The sequence below is a fragment of the Streptomyces sp. NPDC038213 genome (assembly GCF_055600495.1).
On sequence record NZ_JBVJYM010000006.1, the window covers coordinates 1 to 15882 of the forward strand.

The window sequence follows — 15882 nt, forward strand, 5'->3', positions numbered from 1 at the left end:
CGGTCCGACAACCGCTCACCCGCAGGCGACTTGACCTGCCCCACCCTCGCCACACCACAACCAACGAGCACAGAACATCTAAGTCACCAGCATTGCCCTTAGGCCGCCTGCGGCCCGTCCCCCCGGGTGCGGTCAAGCGATCAGTCAAGCCGATCCGTCAGGCGACCGGTCCGGCGTGCCCTCCGGCGTCCCGTCCCGTGCCTCGCGCCGGGCCGCGAGCTCCGCCTCCACGTCGAACGGCTTCAGGTTCAGCGGCGGGCCCGGCGGGGGGCGGCGCAGCGCGGCGGCGATCTTCTCGTTCACCTCGGCGAGGATCCGGCGCGCCATGGCGTCGCTCGGCGCTCCGGCCGCCGCCTCCCGCGCGTCCTCGGCCTCCTTGCGCAGCTGGAGCGCGGGCGGGAGGACGCCCAGGCCCTCCCGGTGCAGTGTGCCCTTGACCCACCACAGCTCGTCGTAGGGCGCGGTGTCGTCGGGGAGGGGTCTGCCGAGGCCCGGCAGCTTCGCGAACTCGCCGCGCTCGGACGCCTCGCGGATCTGCCGGTCGACGAAGGATTCGAAGCTGACGCCTGGGGGTTTCCGCTCGGTCATGCCTCCAGGCTACGAAACCGGGGCCGCTTGCGCGGGGCCCGCCAGGGTCACCGGGGCGGGGCCGTCCGGCCGGACCGTGATCCCCCACGCCGTGCACTGCGGGACGGAGCGGAAGACGGGGGTGCGGGCGGGCAGGAGCAGTTCGAGCAGGGCGGTGGACTCGCGCAGCGCGAACTGCACGCCGAGGCAGGCCCGCGGGCCGATCCCGAAGGGCAGGTACGCGCCCGCGCGGCCGGGCCGCCCGCCGGGGTCCGTGAACCGCTCCGGGCGGAAGTGCTCCGGGTCCGGCCACAGCGCGGGGTCGCGGTGGGTGAGGTACGGGCAGACGAGCACGTCCGTACCGGCCCCGACGGCGTACCCGGCCAGGGTGCCGGGCTCGGGCAGGTGGCGGGGCAGCAGCCAGGCGGAGGGGTAGAGCCGCAGGGTCTCGTGGACGAGCGCCTGGATTGCCTGGCGCCGGGCGTCCGAGCCCTCCGGGCCTGCGGCCAGGGTCCGGGTGCGGGCCCCGGGGTGGCGGTCGAGGAGGAGGTGGAGCCAGGTCAGGGTGGTGGCGGTGGTCTCGTGCCCGGCGACGAGGAGGGTGACCAGCTCGTCGCGGATCAGCCGGTCGGTGTACTCGGGGCGGGTGGCACCGGCCTCGACGAGTACGTGCAGGAGCCCCGGCCCGTCCGGTCCCGCGGAGCCGGCGCGCGCCGCTTCGACGGCGCGGTGGGCGACGGCGTCGATCCGCGCCAGTTCGGCGGCGACCTCCGGAGCAGGGGCGGTCCCGTCCGCGGGGAGGGTGGGCAGGGCGGTCACCACGCGTGCCACGGAGGCGAGTTCGGCGTCGGTGTCCGGGTCGAGGGGGTGGCCGGTGAGGGAGCGCCAGATGGTGTCGAGGGCGTAGCGGCGCATCTCCCCGGCGAGGTCGAAGACCTCCCCGGTGCGCTCGTACCCGGCCCAGCGGGCGGCGGCGGTCAGCGCGGCCGCGGCGATGCGGCCCTCGTAGCGGCGCAATCCACGACCGGTGAACTGGCCTTTGAGGAGATGCCGTTGGCGCTCCCAGGCCCCGCCGGTGGCGGACAGCAGTCCGTCGCCGACGAGGAGGCGGGCGCGGTGGGAGCGTTTGACGTAGGCGTCGGGCTGGAGGGCGAGGACGTCCTGCACGGCCTCGGGGGCGGTGACGAGGACGGTGCGCTGCGGGCCGAGGTGGAACGCCGCTACCCCGCCGTGCCGTTCGCGTACCCGGGTGAGCAGTGCGACCAGTCCGGCCCCCTCCGCCCGCCAGGCGGCGACGAGTTCGGGATCCGCCTCGGGAACGGGCTGCCCGGCGGGGGCGGTTGCGGAGGCGGCGGCCGGGGCGGGGGTGGTCACGGGCTGCTCCTCGTTCGGCTGCGTACGGACCCGGCGACCGGGGCCCCGGGACTCGGGAGTCGGGCGGAACGGACTGTACGGGAGCGCGTACGGAACGTGAAAGGGCGCGCGGCGGCCCCGGACGCCCCTCAGCCGGCCTCCCCCGGGCGCCACATGGCGGTGGTCCGCAGCCGCCCGAGGTCGACGGGGCGCAGGACGGTGAACCCGAAGTGCTCGTACAGGGGCACGTTGGCGGGGTCGGCGGTGGTGAGGAACACCCCGCCGGGTGCGGGCACCGAGCCCAGCAGGTGGTCGAGCAGGAGGCGGCCGGCGCCGCGGCCCACGGCGGCGGGTACGACGCCCACGAACTCCAGGGTCCAGGCGCCCTCGGGGGCGAGGGGTTCGGTGCGGTGCAGGTAGCGCAGGGTGCGGGTGAGGGCGCGGGGGCCGCAGCGGGTGGCGGTGCGGGCGGCCCAGCGGGCCTGCACGGCGGGCCCGGGCCGGGCCCCCGGGGCGGTGAGCACCGCGGCGGCGACGGGGCGGCCCTGCGTGTCGGCGAGGAGGTGGCGGCGGGTCCCGGGGAGGGCGGCCTGCGCGTCGAGCACGGCCTCGAACCAGGCGCGGCGGGCAGGGCTGGAGCCGGAGGTGATCCAGGCGGTGGCGGGCTCGTGCGCGAAGGCGTCGGCGAGGACGTGGGCGCAGGTGCGGGCGGGCGGGTCGTCGTGGAGGGCGGCGCCGGGGCCGCCGTCGCGGTTGCTGTCAGACACGGCGGCCAGCCTCCTCGACGGGGGCGGAGGGGGCGTCGGAGGGGGAGTCGGGACTTCCCGGGGCGGTGAAGGGGGCCTCCGGGAGCAGGTGGGCCACCAGCAGTTTGAGGAAGAACAGCGGGGCGAACCAGGCCAGGGCGGCGGGCAGCGGCAGCCAGAAGAGGTTCACCAGCACGGCGGCGGTGTACGCGGCCATGGCCACGGGCCGGGCGAGGTGGACGGGCGCGAACTCCACGAGCACGGCCCCGGTCAGCAGCAGGGCGCTGTTGGCGGCGGCCCAGCGCCAGTCGCCGTCGAGGACGACGAGGCCGAGGGCGGCGAGGTGCGCGACGTGGGCGGAGACGAAGAGGAGGCGGGCGCGGCGGGCGCCGGGGGCCGGGCGGTGGTACCAGCGCTTCGCGGCGTTGGTGGCGTTGGTGAGGATGCCGCCAATCAGGTCGAGACCGGCGAGGACGACGACGGCGAGCTGCCAGGCCGACCAGGTGCGGACGGTGTCCGCGTGCACGGACCAGACGCCGGCGGCGAGCAGCACCGCACAGACGACGGCGCCGGCGCCTTCCGTGGCGGACTCGGCGGTGGTCTTGCCCGGGCCCATGAAGCGTTCCAGGCGGCCGGCGGGGCCGGGGGGTGTCGGCGGTATCCGCCAGTCGATACGGGGCGGGGTGGTCATGTCGGTCCCTTCCTGAGTACGGATCTGTGCAACCGGTCTGGTGTCGCCGCGGCGGTGCCGGCCGGCCGGGGTCCGCGGGCGGAACGGGTCGCCCGGCCGGGCCGATGAGCCGGCCCGGGTGCCCCTACACCCCCGCTGCGCGGGGCCCTCTCCCCCACCCCGCCCCTCCCCGAAAGCAGGGGCTCCGCCCCCACACCCCCGCGCCTCAAACGCCGGCGGGGCTGGAGTTGGCCGGGGTGCCAGCCCGGGACAGCGCCCCGAAACCAACCCGACCCGGGCAACCCCAGCCCCGCCGGCGTTTGAGGCGCGGGGTCCGGGGCGGAGCCCCGGGGTCGGGGTGGGCGGGGTCAGGGGGTGGGGTGCCACAGGGAGCGGAGGAGGGTCCAGACCGGGGTCGGGTCGGGCGACTCGCCCGTTTCGCGCAGAGCCCGCAGCGCCCACGCGTCCCCGGCCCGCAGCACCGCCTCCGTCGCCCCCGCCAGCAGCGACCGGTCCACGTCCACCCGGATGACCCCGACCCGCTGCCCGTCCGCGACGACCGCCTCGAACCAGCCCTGCCAGGCCCGCCCCTCCCCCCTCCGCACCGCGGTCTCGGCGAGCGCGAGGTCGTCGGGGTGGGCGGCGAGGTGGCCGGCGAGGGCGGCGGTGCCGGATTCGAGGGCGGCCCAGAAGGCGGCGGGCCCGGACGCCGGGGCCCACGGCCCCAGCACGGCGAGCAGCCGCTCCAGTACGTCGTCCAGCACCGCGGACAGCAGGTCGTCCCGCCCGTCGAAGTACTGGTAGGCGGCCGTCTTCGAGATCCCGGCCGCCTCGATGATCTTGTTGTACGAGGCGGCTTCGGGGCCGTGCGCGGCGAAGTGGGTGCGCGCGACGGCCAGGATGGCCGCACGTCGCTCGTCCGGGAGCCGGTGGAACCGGGGAAGCGGGGTCATGGACTCAAGGTACACACCATCAGGGTGTACCGCTAGTACACCCCAGCGGTATGCGGACATCGCCGGGTCGTCCGATCGGTTGACCCCGGGGTCCACCGGGGGGTGCAGCAGCCCGACCCGGGCGGCGGACCGGGGCCGGGCGCGGCCCGCGGCAGGCTGGGGGTACGGCGTCCCGCACCGTACGGGCCACGGGCCGCCGGGCCGGTCCGACGCGCCCTGGAGGATTCATGAACACGCACGCGCACACCCACGGCAGCAGGAGCCGCCGGGGCCCGGGGCCGCTGGGCACCGTCACCCTCGCCGGGCTCGCCCTGGCCGCCCTCCTGGCCGGCTGCGCCCCCGCCGGGAACGCATCCGGCTCCCCCGCCGCCGCCCCCGCCTCCGGGAGCGCGGGGCTGCCGACGGGGACGCCGACCCCGCAGGGGGCGCTGCTCGTCGCCGACTTCGGCGCGGACACGGTGACCTTCGTCGACCCCGCGGGCCGCGGGCCGGCCGCGCACCTCGGTTCGGTGCGCGTGGGCAGGGCCCCGTACGGGATCGCGCTCGGCCCGGACGGCACCGCCTGGGTGTCCACCGCGGAGGGCGTGGCGGCCGTCGACACGGGGACCCGTACCCGGACCGCCCTGATCCCGTACGCCACCGCCACCGGCCCGGTCACCGGGGGCGAGTACCGCGGCGGCGGCATGGGCATCGCGGTCTCGCCGGACGGCGCCCGGGTGTACGTCGGGGTGAACGTGCCCGGCGGGAACGGCGTGCTGGAGGTGGTCGACACCGCCGCGCGCAAGGTGGTGCGGACCGTTCCGGTGGGCCGGCGCCCCTTCGACGTGGACGTCTCCGCCGACGGCCGCAGCGTGTACGCCACCGGGCACGACTCCTTCGACGTCACCGTCGTCGGCACGGACGACTGGCGCGGCCGCCGGATCGAGGTGGCCCCGTACGGGACGGAGGGCGGGCTCGGCTCCTGGCTCAAGCCGCACTACGCGGCGGTGCGGAAGGCGGACGGCGCGCTGCTGCTGCCCTTCGAGGGCGAGCGGCTGGCGGTGGTGGACCCCGTGAGCGGCCGGGTGCGGGTGGAGCGGATGACGGCGCGCACCCACCAGCACGGGGTGGCCGCGGGGCCGGACGGCACGCTGTACGTCGTCGGTACCGGCCCCGTGGCCGGCTCGGAGGAGGGCCCGTCGCTGACGGTGCGGACCGCCGACGGCCGCGAGCGGGTGATCCCGCTGGAGGGTCCGCACGAGGACGTGGCCGTCTCCGCCGACGGCCGCACGGCGTACGTGACCGGGGGCTTCACCCGGGACGGCTACTGGGACGGGATCAGCGTCGTGGACACCGCCTCGGGGCGGGTCACGCGGGTCCCGGTGGGCGAACGCCCGCTGGGGGTCGTGGTCCTGGACCGCTGACCGGGGACGCCCCTCAGGGGTCTTCCGGCCAGGTGCGCAGGAGGGCGTCGAGGGCGGTGAGGATGCCGGTCCAGCTCTCCTGGGGGCCGGGGGCGCTGTGGTCGAAGCCGCCCGCCTCCTCCAGGCCGATGTAGCCGTTGAAGACGCTGCCGAGGAGGCGGACGGCGATGGTCCGCTGCGGTTCGGCCAGTCCGTAGCCGCGCAGGACCGCGCGGGCGAGTTCGGCGTGCCGGGGGCTGGCGCTCGCGGCGGCGGTGGCGGCGTCGAGCCGGAAGCGGGTCGCGGCGAAGCGGCCGGGGTGGCGGCGGGCGTAGTCCCGGTAGCCGTCCGCGAAGGCGGTCAGGGCCTCCCGGCCCGCCCGGCCCGCGAGGGCGGCGGCCACCTCGTCGGCCAGTTCCTCCAGGGCGAAGAGGGCGATCCGGGTCTTGAGGTCCGCGGCTCCGCGCACGTGTGCGTACAGGCTCGCCGGGGAGACCCCGAGGCGCCGCGCCAGCTCCGAGGGGGTCACCGCGTCGAAGCCGATCTCGTCGGCCAGTTCCGCCCCCGCGAGGGTCAGGCGCTGCGCGGTCAGTCCTGCTCGTGCCATGGCCGGTCGTCCTCCCGTGTTCCGGCCGTGATTATGCCCGTACGGGGCGGGGGCGGGCACGCCCGCGGCCGGCGGCCCCCCTCGGGGGGGGCCGCCGGCCGCGGGTTCACCGCCGGACCGGAGAGGGCACCGGGACCGGCACCCGGATCGCGGGCTAGAAGACGCTCACGCCGTACACGCTGAGGGCCTCGGTGACCGGCTGGTAGAAGGTCGTGCCGCCGGAGGTGCAGTTGCCGCTGCCGCCGGAGGTGAGGCCGAGGGCGGTGGTGCCGGAGAACAGTGCGCCGCCGCTGTCGCCGGGCTCGGCGCACACGTTGGTCTGGATCATGCCGTAGACCACGTCGCCGCCGCCGTAGTTGACGGTGGCGTTGAGGCCGGTGACGGTTCCGCTGCGCAGGCCGGTGGTGCTGCCGCTGCGCTGGACGGACTGTCCGACGTACGCGTTGGCGGCGCCGGTGATGTCGCGGTACGAGCCGTTGTAGAGGTAGACCCGGCCGTCGGCGGCCGAGGCGGTGGCGTGGCGGATGATGCCGTAGTCGTTGACCGGGAAGCTGGTGCCCGTACGGGAGCCGAGCAGGGTGGTCCGGGACGAGTTGGTGTACCAGGTGCTGCCGATGTTGGTGCAGTGTCCGGCGGTGAGGGCGTAGTAGGTGCTGCCGCTGCGGACGTTGAAGCCGAGCGAGCAGCGGCTGCCGCCGGTGTAGATGGCCTGGCCGCCGGCGATGAGCTTGTTCAGGGTGCCGGTGGTGCGCTTGATCTGCAGGGCGGAGGCGCGGTCGCCCGCCGCCTTCTTGATCGTGGCGAGCTCGGCGGCGGAGACCGTGGAGTCCGCGGTCAGGACCACCTTCCCGGTGGCCGTGTCGGTGTACCAGGCGGTGCCCGCCACGTCGGCGCCGAGGACGGCGTCGCTGACGGCGGAGAGCCCGGCCGCGCTGACGCGGGCGGTCTGGGTCTCGGCCGCGGACGAGTGGGGGGCGGCGAGCGCCGAGGCGGCCAGGAGCGCGGAGGTGACGGCGATCAGCCGGGCACCGCGGGACAGGCTGCCGAGGGGGTTCGGGCGCTTGGGGTTCACTGCTTCCTCCGGTGGGGGGAGTCCGTGGCCCGCTGGGTGGGCGGGCCGGGGAACGCGGTGGTCCGGCAGGCCGTACGCAGCGATTGGCCGTGAACCTGACAACCGCGACGAGAGGAATCCTCAAATGGGGGCGGCGGCGCGACAAGGACGCCTTTCGGCCGATCTACGCGCGTTCCAGTGGGACCGCCGCGGGCGCCGTCCGGAACCGGGGCGCGGCGGCCACCGCGGGGCCGCCTCCGCGGGCGCCCACGACGGGCGGGGCGGGCGGCCCGGACGGCCCTGCACGCGCTTGCGGAAATTTGCTGAGACTCTTTCAGGGGGGCCGGGGGCAGGGGAGGTTACACCCTGCATCCGGACCGCTCCGGTTACGGGCGCACAGCGGCGGCGACCCTCGGACGCGACCGGCCGGGGGCGGGCGGGCGTGGGCGGCGGGCCCGCCGCGGCCCCCGGTGGACGGCCTCCGGGAGGGGCCGGCCGCCGGGGGCCGCGGCGTGATGCCGTGAACGTTCCCCTTTGGAGGCGGAACAGGATTGTCCGGTTCCCACCCTCGCGCGGAGGCGGCCGCTGTGCGTCGGGGGCGGGCCGCCCGGCCGGCACGGAACCGGGCGCGCCTACGGCGCGTCAGAAGCTGAGCGATTTCTCCGCGCTCACGGGCGGGAAGTCCCGTCCGTACCCCGAGGGCGCGGGCGTCCCGGGACGTTCGGGAGTCCCTGGCGTCCCGGGAGTCACGGGCCTTCAGAGGCTGAGGGCGTCCTCCGCGTTGCCCACCCAGGCGGTGACCGAGTTCTTCTCGGGGTGGACGTGGAACCCCGGGGTCGCGAACTCGAGGGGGGTCTGCTCCAGGTCCGATTCGGTGTTCATGGTCATGGCGATCCGGTTCACCGTCTTGCCGGTGCCGTCCTTGGTGCCGCCCATGAGCCCGGCGTACGCCGACTCGCCCGGCGCCAGCCGCAGCGCGTCCTCGATCCCGGGGGCCGGCCCCCGCTCGGTGGCCTGGCCGTCCAGGTCCCCGAAGGTCACGACCGGGTGGCCCAGCACCCGGCAGGGCTTGCCGCTCTTGTTGGTGATCTTCAGCAGGTAGCTGCTGGTGGTGGGCTCGGCGAGGCTGGCGGTGAACTTCACGTCGAAGGTGCTGCACGGGAAGACGTCGTGGTCGGGGTCGGCCGGGGAGGTGCTGGGCGAACCGCCGCCGGGGGCCGTCGGCGAGGCTCCGGAGGAGCTTCCGCCGGAGGAGCCCCCGCCCGCGGGGGCCGACGGGGTGGCCGCACCACCGGACGCGGTGGAGGCGGAGGGGCCCGTACCCGGACCGCCGGAGCCCGCCCCCTCGTCCCCGGACGGGCCGCAGGCGGTCAGGGCGAGGACGGAGGCGGCGGCGAGGGCGGCGGAGACGGCTGCGCTGCGTACGGTGCTCATGGTGGGGTACCCCCGGGGTGTGGAGCGCGAGGTGCGCTGGGCCGGCGCCGGGCCGGGCCGGAAGACCAGCGTCCCGCGGAAGGTTCACAGCTTGGTGACGGCCGCTTCCCGAATCCACCACGGCCGGCGCCGGGCGGACGGCACGGCGCACCCGACGCCGGGCCCTGCCTGCCCCGTCCCGGGCGGGCCGCCTACGCGCTGCGGGCCGGGGGTTCGGGCGTGAAGTGGCTGCCCTCCCGGCGGATGCGGACGGCGCCGGGGCCGCCGAAGTGCGCGGGCACGAGCAGTTCGCGCTGGTCGGCGGCCCGCTCCAGGATCCGGCGGCGGCTGGCGGCGGCGCGGGCCGGGTCCTGGCAGAAGCAGCTGTTGCAGCCCGGGCGCAGGAGTTGGACCGGGCTGTGCAGCAGGTCGCCCGCGAAGACGGCGCGCTCGCCCGCCGAGTGCACGCGCAGGACGGCGGAGCCGGGGGTGTGGCCGGGGGCGGACTCCAGGCTGAGGCTGCCGTCGATGCGGTGCACGCCGTCCCAGAGCAGGGCCTGCCCGGAGCGGTGGACCGGGGCGATGCTGTCCTCGTAGATCAGCCGGTCGTCCTCGCGGACGCCGCCGCCGTAGGAGTTGGCCGGGCCGAAGTGGAAGTCGTCGGCGGCCGGGACGAGGTAGCGGGCGTTGGGGAAGGTGGGTACCCACTCCCCCTGCTCGGCGGTGGTGTTCCAGCCGACGTGGTCGGCGTGGACGTGGGTGTTGACGACGAGGTCGACGTCCTGGGGGCGGACGCCCGCCCGGTCCAGGCAGCCGAGGAAGTCGCCCTGCCAGTGGTGGAACTGCGGGGAGCCGGGCCGTTCCCGCCCGTTGCCGATGCCGGTGTCCACGAGGACGGTCAGGCCGCCGCTGCGGAGCACCCAGCTCTGCAGGGCCATGACGGCCATGTCCCCGTCCGGCTGCCAGTGGTCGGGGGCCAGCCAGTCCCCGTTCTCGCGCCAGGTCTCGGCCCCGGCCTCGGGGACGAGTTGGGAGGCGGGCACGAACGGGCCGGCCGACTCGACGATCCGGATGACCTCGACGTCCCCGACCTGGATGCGCTGCACGCTGTCGTCGCTCATGTCCCGGAGCCTAGGGAGGCGGAGGTGAGCTCCTCAATGCCCGTTGTGCTCCTGTGAATACGCGTACGTCTCACCGGGCGGCGGGGCGCGGCTATCGTGGCGGGGTGGATGTGGTGAGCGATGCGATCGCGGCCGTGCGCGTGGGGCGGCCCTCCTCGAACCGGGTGCGGGTGGCGGGGAGCTGGTGCGCGCGGCTGGAGGCGTACGGGGGCGCGGGCTTCCACGCCGTGCGGGAGGGCGGCTGCCTGCTCCTTCCCGACGGCGGCGAACCGGTACGGCTCGGGCCGGGTGACGTGGTCCTGCTGCCGCACGGGACGGGGCACGTGCTCGCCGACGTGCAGGCCGACCCGGCGGCGGCCGCGGCGCGGGCCGTGCCCTTCGAACGCTGGGCGGCGGGCGGGCTGCCGCTGCCCGGGAGCGGGGGTACGGGCGCCGGAGCGGGTACGGGCCCGGGTGCGGATGCGGGCCCGGGTGTGCGCCGGGGCGGGGGCCGGGGTGCCGGTGCCGTGGAGCTGCTCTGCGGGAAGTACCGGCTGGACCGGCGGCACGCGCATCCGCTGATGGCGGAGCTGCCGGTGGTCGTGCACCTGCCGGCGGGCGGAACCTCCGCGGCCGGACCGGGCCCGGGTACGGGGGCCGGGAGCGGGTCCGGTACGGGGTCCGGGTCCCGTACGGGCGGTGCGCCGGCCGGCGCTGCGGAGACCGCTGCTGCCGCCGCCCTGGGCTCCGTACTGGACCTGCTGGACCGGGAGGCCGACGGGCCGGGGCCCGGGGCGGCGATCGCCGTTCCGAGCCTGCTGGACCTGTTCTTCGTCTACCTGATCCGCTCCTGGATGGCCCGGGACACGGCCGGGACCTGGCCGGCCGTGCTCGGCGACCCCGTGGCGGCCGCCGCGCTGCGGGCGATGCACGCGGACCCGGCCGCGCCCTGGACCACCGGGCGGCTGGCCGCCGAGGCGGGGGTCTCCCGCCCCACCCTGGCCCGCCGCTTCACGGCACGGGCCGGGCAGCCGCCGATGGCCTACCTGACCTGGTGGCGGCTCACCCTCGCCGCCGCCCGGCTGCGCGACACCGCCGACCCCTTGGCGGCCGTCGCCGGGGGCGTGGGCTACGGCACCCCGTACGCCTTCTCCCACGCCTTCAAGCGGCAGTTCGGCACGACCCCGGGCCGCTACCGCGAACAGCACGGCACACGCCCTGCGGCGCGGGCGGTCCGGGCCCGCTAGCGCACGTCCCCCCGCCAGTCGAAGTGCCCCGGGTCCCCGTCCCTGGGCGCGTACGAGGAGCGGCCGTCGGGGCCGTAGCGGCCGATCTCCGTCATCAGCAGGGCGCCCTGCGCGCGGTCGGCGGCGTTCCAGCCGGTCACGTCCAGCAGCAGCCCGTCGAGGGGCCCGCCCACCAGCTCCACGTACTCCCTGCCCTGCTGCGGTCCGGGGTCCGCGTCCTCGTAGTCCGCCCCGTACACCCTGCCCCGCATGAACTGGTCATCCATGGGCCCAGCATGACCGGCGCCACTGACAACGCCGGTCGGCGGCGGGTGCGGCCGGGCCGGTTTTCGCCTTGTGGCCGGGAAGGAGCGGGCGCTTAATGAGTGGTCCGCCGCAAGCGGTCCGTTCTCGGGGGGATGTCCATGGAACAGACACCGGCAGCAGCGCCGACTCCGGCGCCCGAACAGCCGTCCTCGGCCCGGTCCGCGCCACCGCCACCGCCACCCGCTCCGCAGGAGCCGCCCGCGCGCCCGGCGGAGCCGCCCCGGGCGGGCGGGCCCGCCGCGGTGTTCTCGACCAGCGTGGACCTGCACGTCACCCGTCGGCTGCTGTGGGTGGGGAACGCCGTGTTCCCGCTGGCCAATGTGGCCCGGATCTACACGTTCGTGCTCCACCCGCGGCGCAAGGACGCGGCCCTGCGCTTCCTGCGCCGGGCGTCGACGGCCCTGCTGATCGGGCTGGCGGTCACGCTGCTGAACGTGATCGCCTCGGGCTTCGCCGCCCCGTCCGACGAGGAGTTCTACTCCGGATTCGTCTCGCTGACCTGGGTGGTCGTCTGGGGCTGCGTGATCGGGTTCGCGATCGAGGCGGCCACGGTGCTGTTCGCGCGGGCGCACTTCGCGATGGCGGTGGAGTCGAACGGCCAGTCGACCGCCCTGGTCACCGGCAGCCCCGAGTACCTGAACTCCCTGGTCCACAAGCTCGCGTACGCCATCGAGCACCCGGACACCGAGATCCACGTGCAGGTGCAGCGGCTGTCGATCAGCAGCCCGAGCAACTACTACTTCGGCGACGCCGTGAACATCTACGGCGGCAGCGGGCACACCGGGATGACCCGCTGATGGCCGGGGAGGAGACCGGCGACCGGGGCGGCAGCTTCTACTTCGGCGACGCGGTCGTCATCAACGGCGGCCAGGGGCACACCGGCATGGTCAAGTACGGCTCCGGGGGCGCCGGCAGCGCGGCGCCGGACCCCGTGCTGGCGGCGGCCGTCGCCCGGCTGCACGAGCTCATCGGGGAGCTGCGCGCGGAGGTGGCGGCCCCTGACGCAGCGGTGCTGGAGGAGGTGCTGGCGGACGTCACCGCCGATCCGGCCGTGCCCGTGGCGCAGCGGCGCCGGTCCCTGATGGCGGTGGCCGGGATCGCTGCGACCGCGGGGGCCGTCGGGCAGCCCGTACTGGACTCCGTACGGGCCCTGCTCGAACTCCTCGCCGTCTAGGTCGTCGCGGCGCGCGGGATGCGCCCCGGGTGCCGCGCGCCTACCAGGGCAGGTCGCGCACCTGCTGGACGCACAGCACGAAGAAGAGCAGTCCGGCCCCGGCCAGTACGGCGTTGCTGACGGGGCCGTTGCGCCACTGGGCGGGCGTCCGGGAGGAGTTGAGGAGCCACAGCAGGGTGAGCGCCAGGTAGGGCATGAAGAGCGCGCCGATCACCCCGTACGCCAGCACGAGCCCGAAGGGCTGGTCCAGGAAGAGCAGGCTCATCGGCGGGAACGTCAGCCACAGCAGGTACGCGCGGAACGGGCGCGAGGTCTCCGGGCCGGTGCCCTCGGGGACCAGGGCGGGCCGGTACTTCGCGGCGAAGTCGGCGAACATGAGGCTGACCCCGTGCCACACCCCGATCAGGGAGGTGTACGAGGTGGCGAAGAACCCGACGAGGAAGAGCCTGGCGGTGGCGGCGCCGTAGCGCTGCTCGAGGACCGCGCCGAGATCGAGCAGGCCCCGGTCCCCCTTGGCCAGGGCCGTCCCGGAGGCGTTCAGCACCTCGGCGCCGACGAACAGCATGGCCACCACGAAGACGCCCGTGGTGAGGTAGGCGATGCGGTTGTCGAGCCGCATCACCTTCATCCACTCGGGGCCGCGCCAGCCCTTGGCGTTGACCCAGTAGCCGTACGCGGCCAGGGTGATGGTTCCGCCGACCCCGCCGATGAGGCCCAGGGTGTAGACGAGCGAGCCGTCGGGCAGCACCGGGACCAGGCCGGCGAGGGCCTCGTCGAGCCGGGGCGTCACGCGGACCGCGAGGTAGACGGTGACGACGAACATCACCCCGACCAGGACCGTCATCACCTTCTCGAAGACGGCGTACCGGTTGAACCACACGAACACCAGGCCGGACAGGCCGCACAGCACGGCCCAGGACTTCAGGCCGAGCACCCCCGGGAAGAGGGCGGCGAGCGGCAGGGCGCTGGAGGACATGGCGGCCGCGCCGTAGACGAAGCCCCAGACGGCCACGTACCCGGCGAAGTAGACGGTGGTCCAGGGGCCGAGGCTGCGCCACCCGTCGAAGAGGGTGCGGCCGGTGGCGAGGTGCCAGCGGCCGGCCGCCTCGGCGAGGGAGATCTTGACCAGGCAGCCGATGACGGCCGCCCACAGCAGCGTGTACCCGAAGCGGCTGCCCGCGATGAGGGTGGCGACCAGGTCGCCCGCGCCCACGCCCGTGGCCGCGACCACGATGCCGGGGCCGACGGAGCGCCAGCGCGCCTTCCGCGGGGCGCTGCCGCCGTCCTGCGCCGTGCCGGTCTGTGCGGGGTCCGCCATCCGCGGCCGCCTTTCCGCTCGTGTCCGAAGGGGTCCGGATCACGAAAACGGAAGCGGCAGCCGCCGCGCAAGGGGCCCTTCCCGGCCGTCCCGGCCCTCACCTGTCCCGGGAGCGGTACGCGCGCATCGCCAGGGGCATGAAGACCACGGTGATGCCCGCCGCCCACACCAGGGACCACAGCACGGCCTCCCCGGACGGGGTGCCGAGCATCAGTCCCCGGAAGGCGTCGGACAGATGGGTCACCGGGTTGACGTTCACCCAGGCCTGGAGCCAGCCGGGCATGGTGTCGACCCGGGCGAAGGCGCTGCTGGTGAAGGTGATCGGGAAGATGAAGGTGAAGGCGAAGACCTGCACCTTCTCGGCGTCCCCGGCGAGCATCCCGATGAGCACCGCGGTCCAGGCCATGGCCGCGGCGAAGACGAGCAGCAGGACGGTCGCGCCGAGGAACCCGCCGATGCCGCCGGTGATCCGGAATCCGAGCGCCAGGCCCAGCGCGATCATCAGGAGCATCGCCCAGAGCTGTTTGGCCAGGTCGGCCGCGATCCGCCCGAACAGCGGGGCGGAGCGGGCGATGGGCATACTGCGCAGCCGGTCGAAGACGCCCTTGGTGAGGTCGGCGTTCAACGACATGGAGGTGTACATGCTCATGAACAGGGTGTTCTGCACGATGATGCCCGCGAGCGCGTACTGGAGGTACTCCTTGGGCGAGCCCGCCATCTGCCCGCCGAAGACGTACGTGAACAGGAACACGAACATGATCGGCGTGATGCTGTAGTCGACCAGTTCCAGCGGGTTGTGCTTGACGGAGACGAGGCTGCGCCACGCCATCGTGGCGGTCTGCTGGAGGGCGGCGAGGGGGCGGACCCGGCCGCCGCGGCCCAGCGCGGGGGTCAGCGGGTCGGCGGGTACGGAGGTCATGACACCCTCCCGGCCCCGGCGTACTCGTCCCCGCCCGGGTCGGGTCCGGAGCCGGTCGCGGCCTCCCCGCCCTCCCCGTCCCCGCTTTCGGCGGCCGGTTCCGCATGGTGCCCCGTGAGGACCATGAACACCTCGTCGAGGGAGGAGCGCCGCAGCGTGAGCTCGGCGACGCGGATGCCCACCTGGTCCAGGCGGCGCACGACGCTCGGCATCAGCTCCGGGTCGTTCACGGGAGCGGTGATCTGCTCCCCCTCGATCTTGGCCTGGGGTCCGGCCGCCTCGGCGACGAGCGCGTGCGCGGCGGCGAGGTCGTCGGGGCGGGCCGGGCGCAGCTCCAGGACCTGCCCGCCGACCTGGTTCTTCAGCTCGTCCGGGGTGCCGCCCGCGATGACGCGGCCCTTGTCGATGACGACGATGTCGTCGGCGAGCCGGTCGGCCTCGTCGAGGTACTGGGTGGTGAGCAGGACGGTCATGCCCTCGGCGACGAGCTCCCGGACCATCTCCCAGACCTCGCCGCGGCTGTGCGGGTCGAGGCCGGTGGTCGGCTCGTCGAGGAAGAGGATCTGCGGGCGGCCCACGAGGCTGGCGGCGAGGTCGAGCCGCCGCCGCATGCCGCCGGAGAAGGTCTTCACGGCCCGCCCGGCGGCATCGGCCAGCCGGAACTGCTCCAGCAGCCGGCCTGCGACGGCCCGGGCCTCCCGGCGGGGCAGGCCGAGCAGGCGGCCGATCATCACCAGGTTCTCCGTGCCGGTCAGGTTCTCGTCGACGGCGGCGTACTGGCCGGTCAGACCGATCAGGGAGCGGACCATGCCCGGCGCGCGGACCACGTCGTGCCCGCCGACCTCGGCGCGGCCGCCGTCGGGGCGCAGCAGGGTGGCGAAGATCCGCACCGCGGTGGTCTTCCCTGCGCCGTTGGGCCCGAGCAGGCCCAGGACCGTGCCGGCCGGGACCGCGAGGTCCACGCCGGTCAGGGCCCGGGTCTCCTTGAACCTCTTGGCGAGGTCTTCGGCCAGGATCGCGTACGTCATGGGATCACCTCGTTCGGCGAGGGCGGCGCTACGGCTCCCTCAACTGTG

The 15882-nt window shown here is 75.3% G+C and carries 17 protein-coding genes; 4 read left to right on the top strand and 13 right to left on the bottom strand.

The window, feature by feature from the left end; translation table 11 throughout:
• Window positions 1–144: 144 nt before the first annotated feature.
• The 5 genes from ACZ7JZ_RS11535 to ACZ7JZ_RS11555 form a co-directional block, all read right to left on the bottom strand.
• Entirely contained in the window at window positions 145–588 is a 444-nt protein-coding gene (locus ACZ7JZ_RS11535; protein WP_470936431.1) for a DnaJ family domain-containing protein, read from the bottom strand.
• A gap of 9 nt (window positions 589–597) precedes the next feature.
• Complete coding sequence (locus tag ACZ7JZ_RS11540; RefSeq protein ID WP_470936434.1) at window positions 598–1941, bottom strand: cytochrome P450; 1344 nt, start codon at window positions 1939–1941, stop codon at window positions 598–600.
• Between the two features lie 128 nt (window positions 1942–2069).
• Complete coding sequence (locus ACZ7JZ_RS11545) at window positions 2070–2687, bottom strand: GNAT family N-acetyltransferase (RefSeq protein WP_470936437.1); 618 nt, start codon at window positions 2685–2687, stop codon at window positions 2070–2072.
• Window positions 2680–3357 carry a hypothetical protein gene (locus tag ACZ7JZ_RS11550; protein ID WP_470936440.1) on the bottom strand — a complete coding sequence of 226 codons (678 nt, stop codon included), beginning with the start codon at window positions 3355–3357 and terminating at the stop codon, window positions 2680–2682. Before ACZ7JZ_RS11550 ends, ACZ7JZ_RS11545 begins: the two co-directional genes overlap by 8 nt.
• 347 nt (window positions 3358–3704) lie before the next feature.
• Window positions 3705–4289 (bottom strand): TetR/AcrR family transcriptional regulator, encoded by a 585-nt coding sequence (locus ACZ7JZ_RS11555; RefSeq protein WP_470936443.1) that lies wholly within the window; start codon window positions 4287–4289, stop codon window positions 3705–3707.
• 227 nt (window positions 4290–4516) lie between these two features.
• Here ACZ7JZ_RS11555 and ACZ7JZ_RS11560 point away from each other — a divergent pair, with 227 nt between their 5' ends.
• Window positions 4517–5692 carry a YncE family protein gene (locus ACZ7JZ_RS11560; protein WP_470936445.1) on the top strand — a complete coding sequence of 392 codons (1176 nt, stop codon included), beginning with the start codon at window positions 4517–4519 and terminating at the stop codon, window positions 5690–5692.
• Between the two features lie 13 nt (window positions 5693–5705).
• On the opposite strand, the gene ACZ7JZ_RS11565 is transcribed toward ACZ7JZ_RS11560, so the two are convergent.
• From ACZ7JZ_RS11565 to ACZ7JZ_RS11580, 4 genes are all read right to left on the bottom strand, one after another.
• A complete protein-coding gene (locus ACZ7JZ_RS11565; RefSeq protein ID WP_470936448.1) occupies window positions 5706–6278 on the bottom strand; it encodes a TetR/AcrR family transcriptional regulator in 573 nt (190 codons plus the stop codon).
• Window positions 6279–6432: 154 nt separating this feature from the next.
• Window positions 6433–7350 carry a S1 family peptidase gene (locus ACZ7JZ_RS11570; RefSeq protein WP_470936451.1) on the bottom strand — a complete coding sequence of 306 codons (918 nt, stop codon included), beginning with the start codon at window positions 7348–7350 and terminating at the stop codon, window positions 6433–6435.
• A gap of 735 nt (window positions 7351–8085) precedes the next feature.
• The gene (locus tag ACZ7JZ_RS11575; protein WP_470936454.1) at window positions 8086–8763 is read right to left on the bottom strand and encodes a DUF4232 domain-containing protein; all 678 of its coding nucleotides are present in this window, start codon (window positions 8761–8763) and stop codon (window positions 8086–8088) included.
• Window positions 8764–8954: 191 nt separating this feature from the next.
• A complete protein-coding gene (locus tag ACZ7JZ_RS11580; protein WP_470936457.1) occupies window positions 8955–9863 on the bottom strand; it encodes an MBL fold metallo-hydrolase in 909 nt (302 codons plus the stop codon).
• A 104-nt stretch (window positions 9864–9967) separates the two neighbouring features.
• Between ACZ7JZ_RS11580 and ACZ7JZ_RS11585 the strand changes: the two genes are divergently transcribed.
• Window positions 9968–11089 (top strand): AraC family transcriptional regulator, encoded by a 1122-nt coding sequence (locus ACZ7JZ_RS11585; RefSeq protein ID WP_470936460.1) that lies wholly within the window; start codon window positions 9968–9970, stop codon window positions 11087–11089.
• Here the strand turns inward: ACZ7JZ_RS11585 and ACZ7JZ_RS11590 are convergent.
• Window positions 11086–11355, bottom strand: a complete 270-nt coding sequence (locus ACZ7JZ_RS11590; RefSeq protein ID WP_470936463.1) for a hypothetical protein — start codon at window positions 11353–11355, stop codon at window positions 11086–11088. The two genes, ACZ7JZ_RS11585 and ACZ7JZ_RS11590, sit on opposite strands and share 4 nt — an antisense overlap.
• 282 nt (window positions 11356–11637) lie before the next feature.
• On the opposite strand from ACZ7JZ_RS11590, the gene ACZ7JZ_RS11595 reads away from it, so the two are divergent.
• Together ACZ7JZ_RS11595 and ACZ7JZ_RS11600 are read left to right on the top strand one after the other, a co-directional pair.
• Window positions 11638–12192, top strand: a complete 555-nt coding sequence (locus ACZ7JZ_RS11595) for a DUF6232 family protein (RefSeq protein ID WP_470936466.1) — start codon at window positions 11638–11640, stop codon at window positions 12190–12192.
• Window positions 12192–12569: a hypothetical protein gene (locus ACZ7JZ_RS11600; protein WP_470936469.1), complete on the top strand. Its 378-nt coding sequence runs from the start codon at window positions 12192–12194 to the stop codon at window positions 12567–12569. Before ACZ7JZ_RS11595 ends, ACZ7JZ_RS11600 begins: the two co-directional genes overlap by 1 nt.
• A 40-nt stretch (window positions 12570–12609) precedes the next feature.
• Here ACZ7JZ_RS11600 and ACZ7JZ_RS11605 read toward each other — a convergent pair whose 3' ends face one another.
• The 3 genes from ACZ7JZ_RS11605 to ACZ7JZ_RS11615 form a co-directional block, all read right to left on the bottom strand.
• A complete protein-coding gene (locus ACZ7JZ_RS11605) occupies window positions 12610–13887 on the bottom strand; it encodes an Nramp family divalent metal transporter (RefSeq protein WP_470936472.1) in 1278 nt (425 codons plus the stop codon).
• A gap of 97 nt (window positions 13888–13984) precedes the next feature.
• The gene (locus ACZ7JZ_RS11610; RefSeq protein WP_470936475.1) at window positions 13985–14806 is read right to left on the bottom strand and encodes an ABC transporter permease; all 822 of its coding nucleotides are present in this window, start codon (window positions 14804–14806) and stop codon (window positions 13985–13987) included.
• Window positions 14803–15834: an ATP-binding cassette domain-containing protein gene (locus ACZ7JZ_RS11615; protein ID WP_470936478.1), complete on the bottom strand. Its 1032-nt coding sequence runs from the start codon at window positions 15832–15834 to the stop codon at window positions 14803–14805. The genes ACZ7JZ_RS11610 and ACZ7JZ_RS11615 overlap by 4 nt, the downstream gene beginning before the upstream one ends.
• Window positions 15835–15882: the final 48 nt, after the last annotated feature.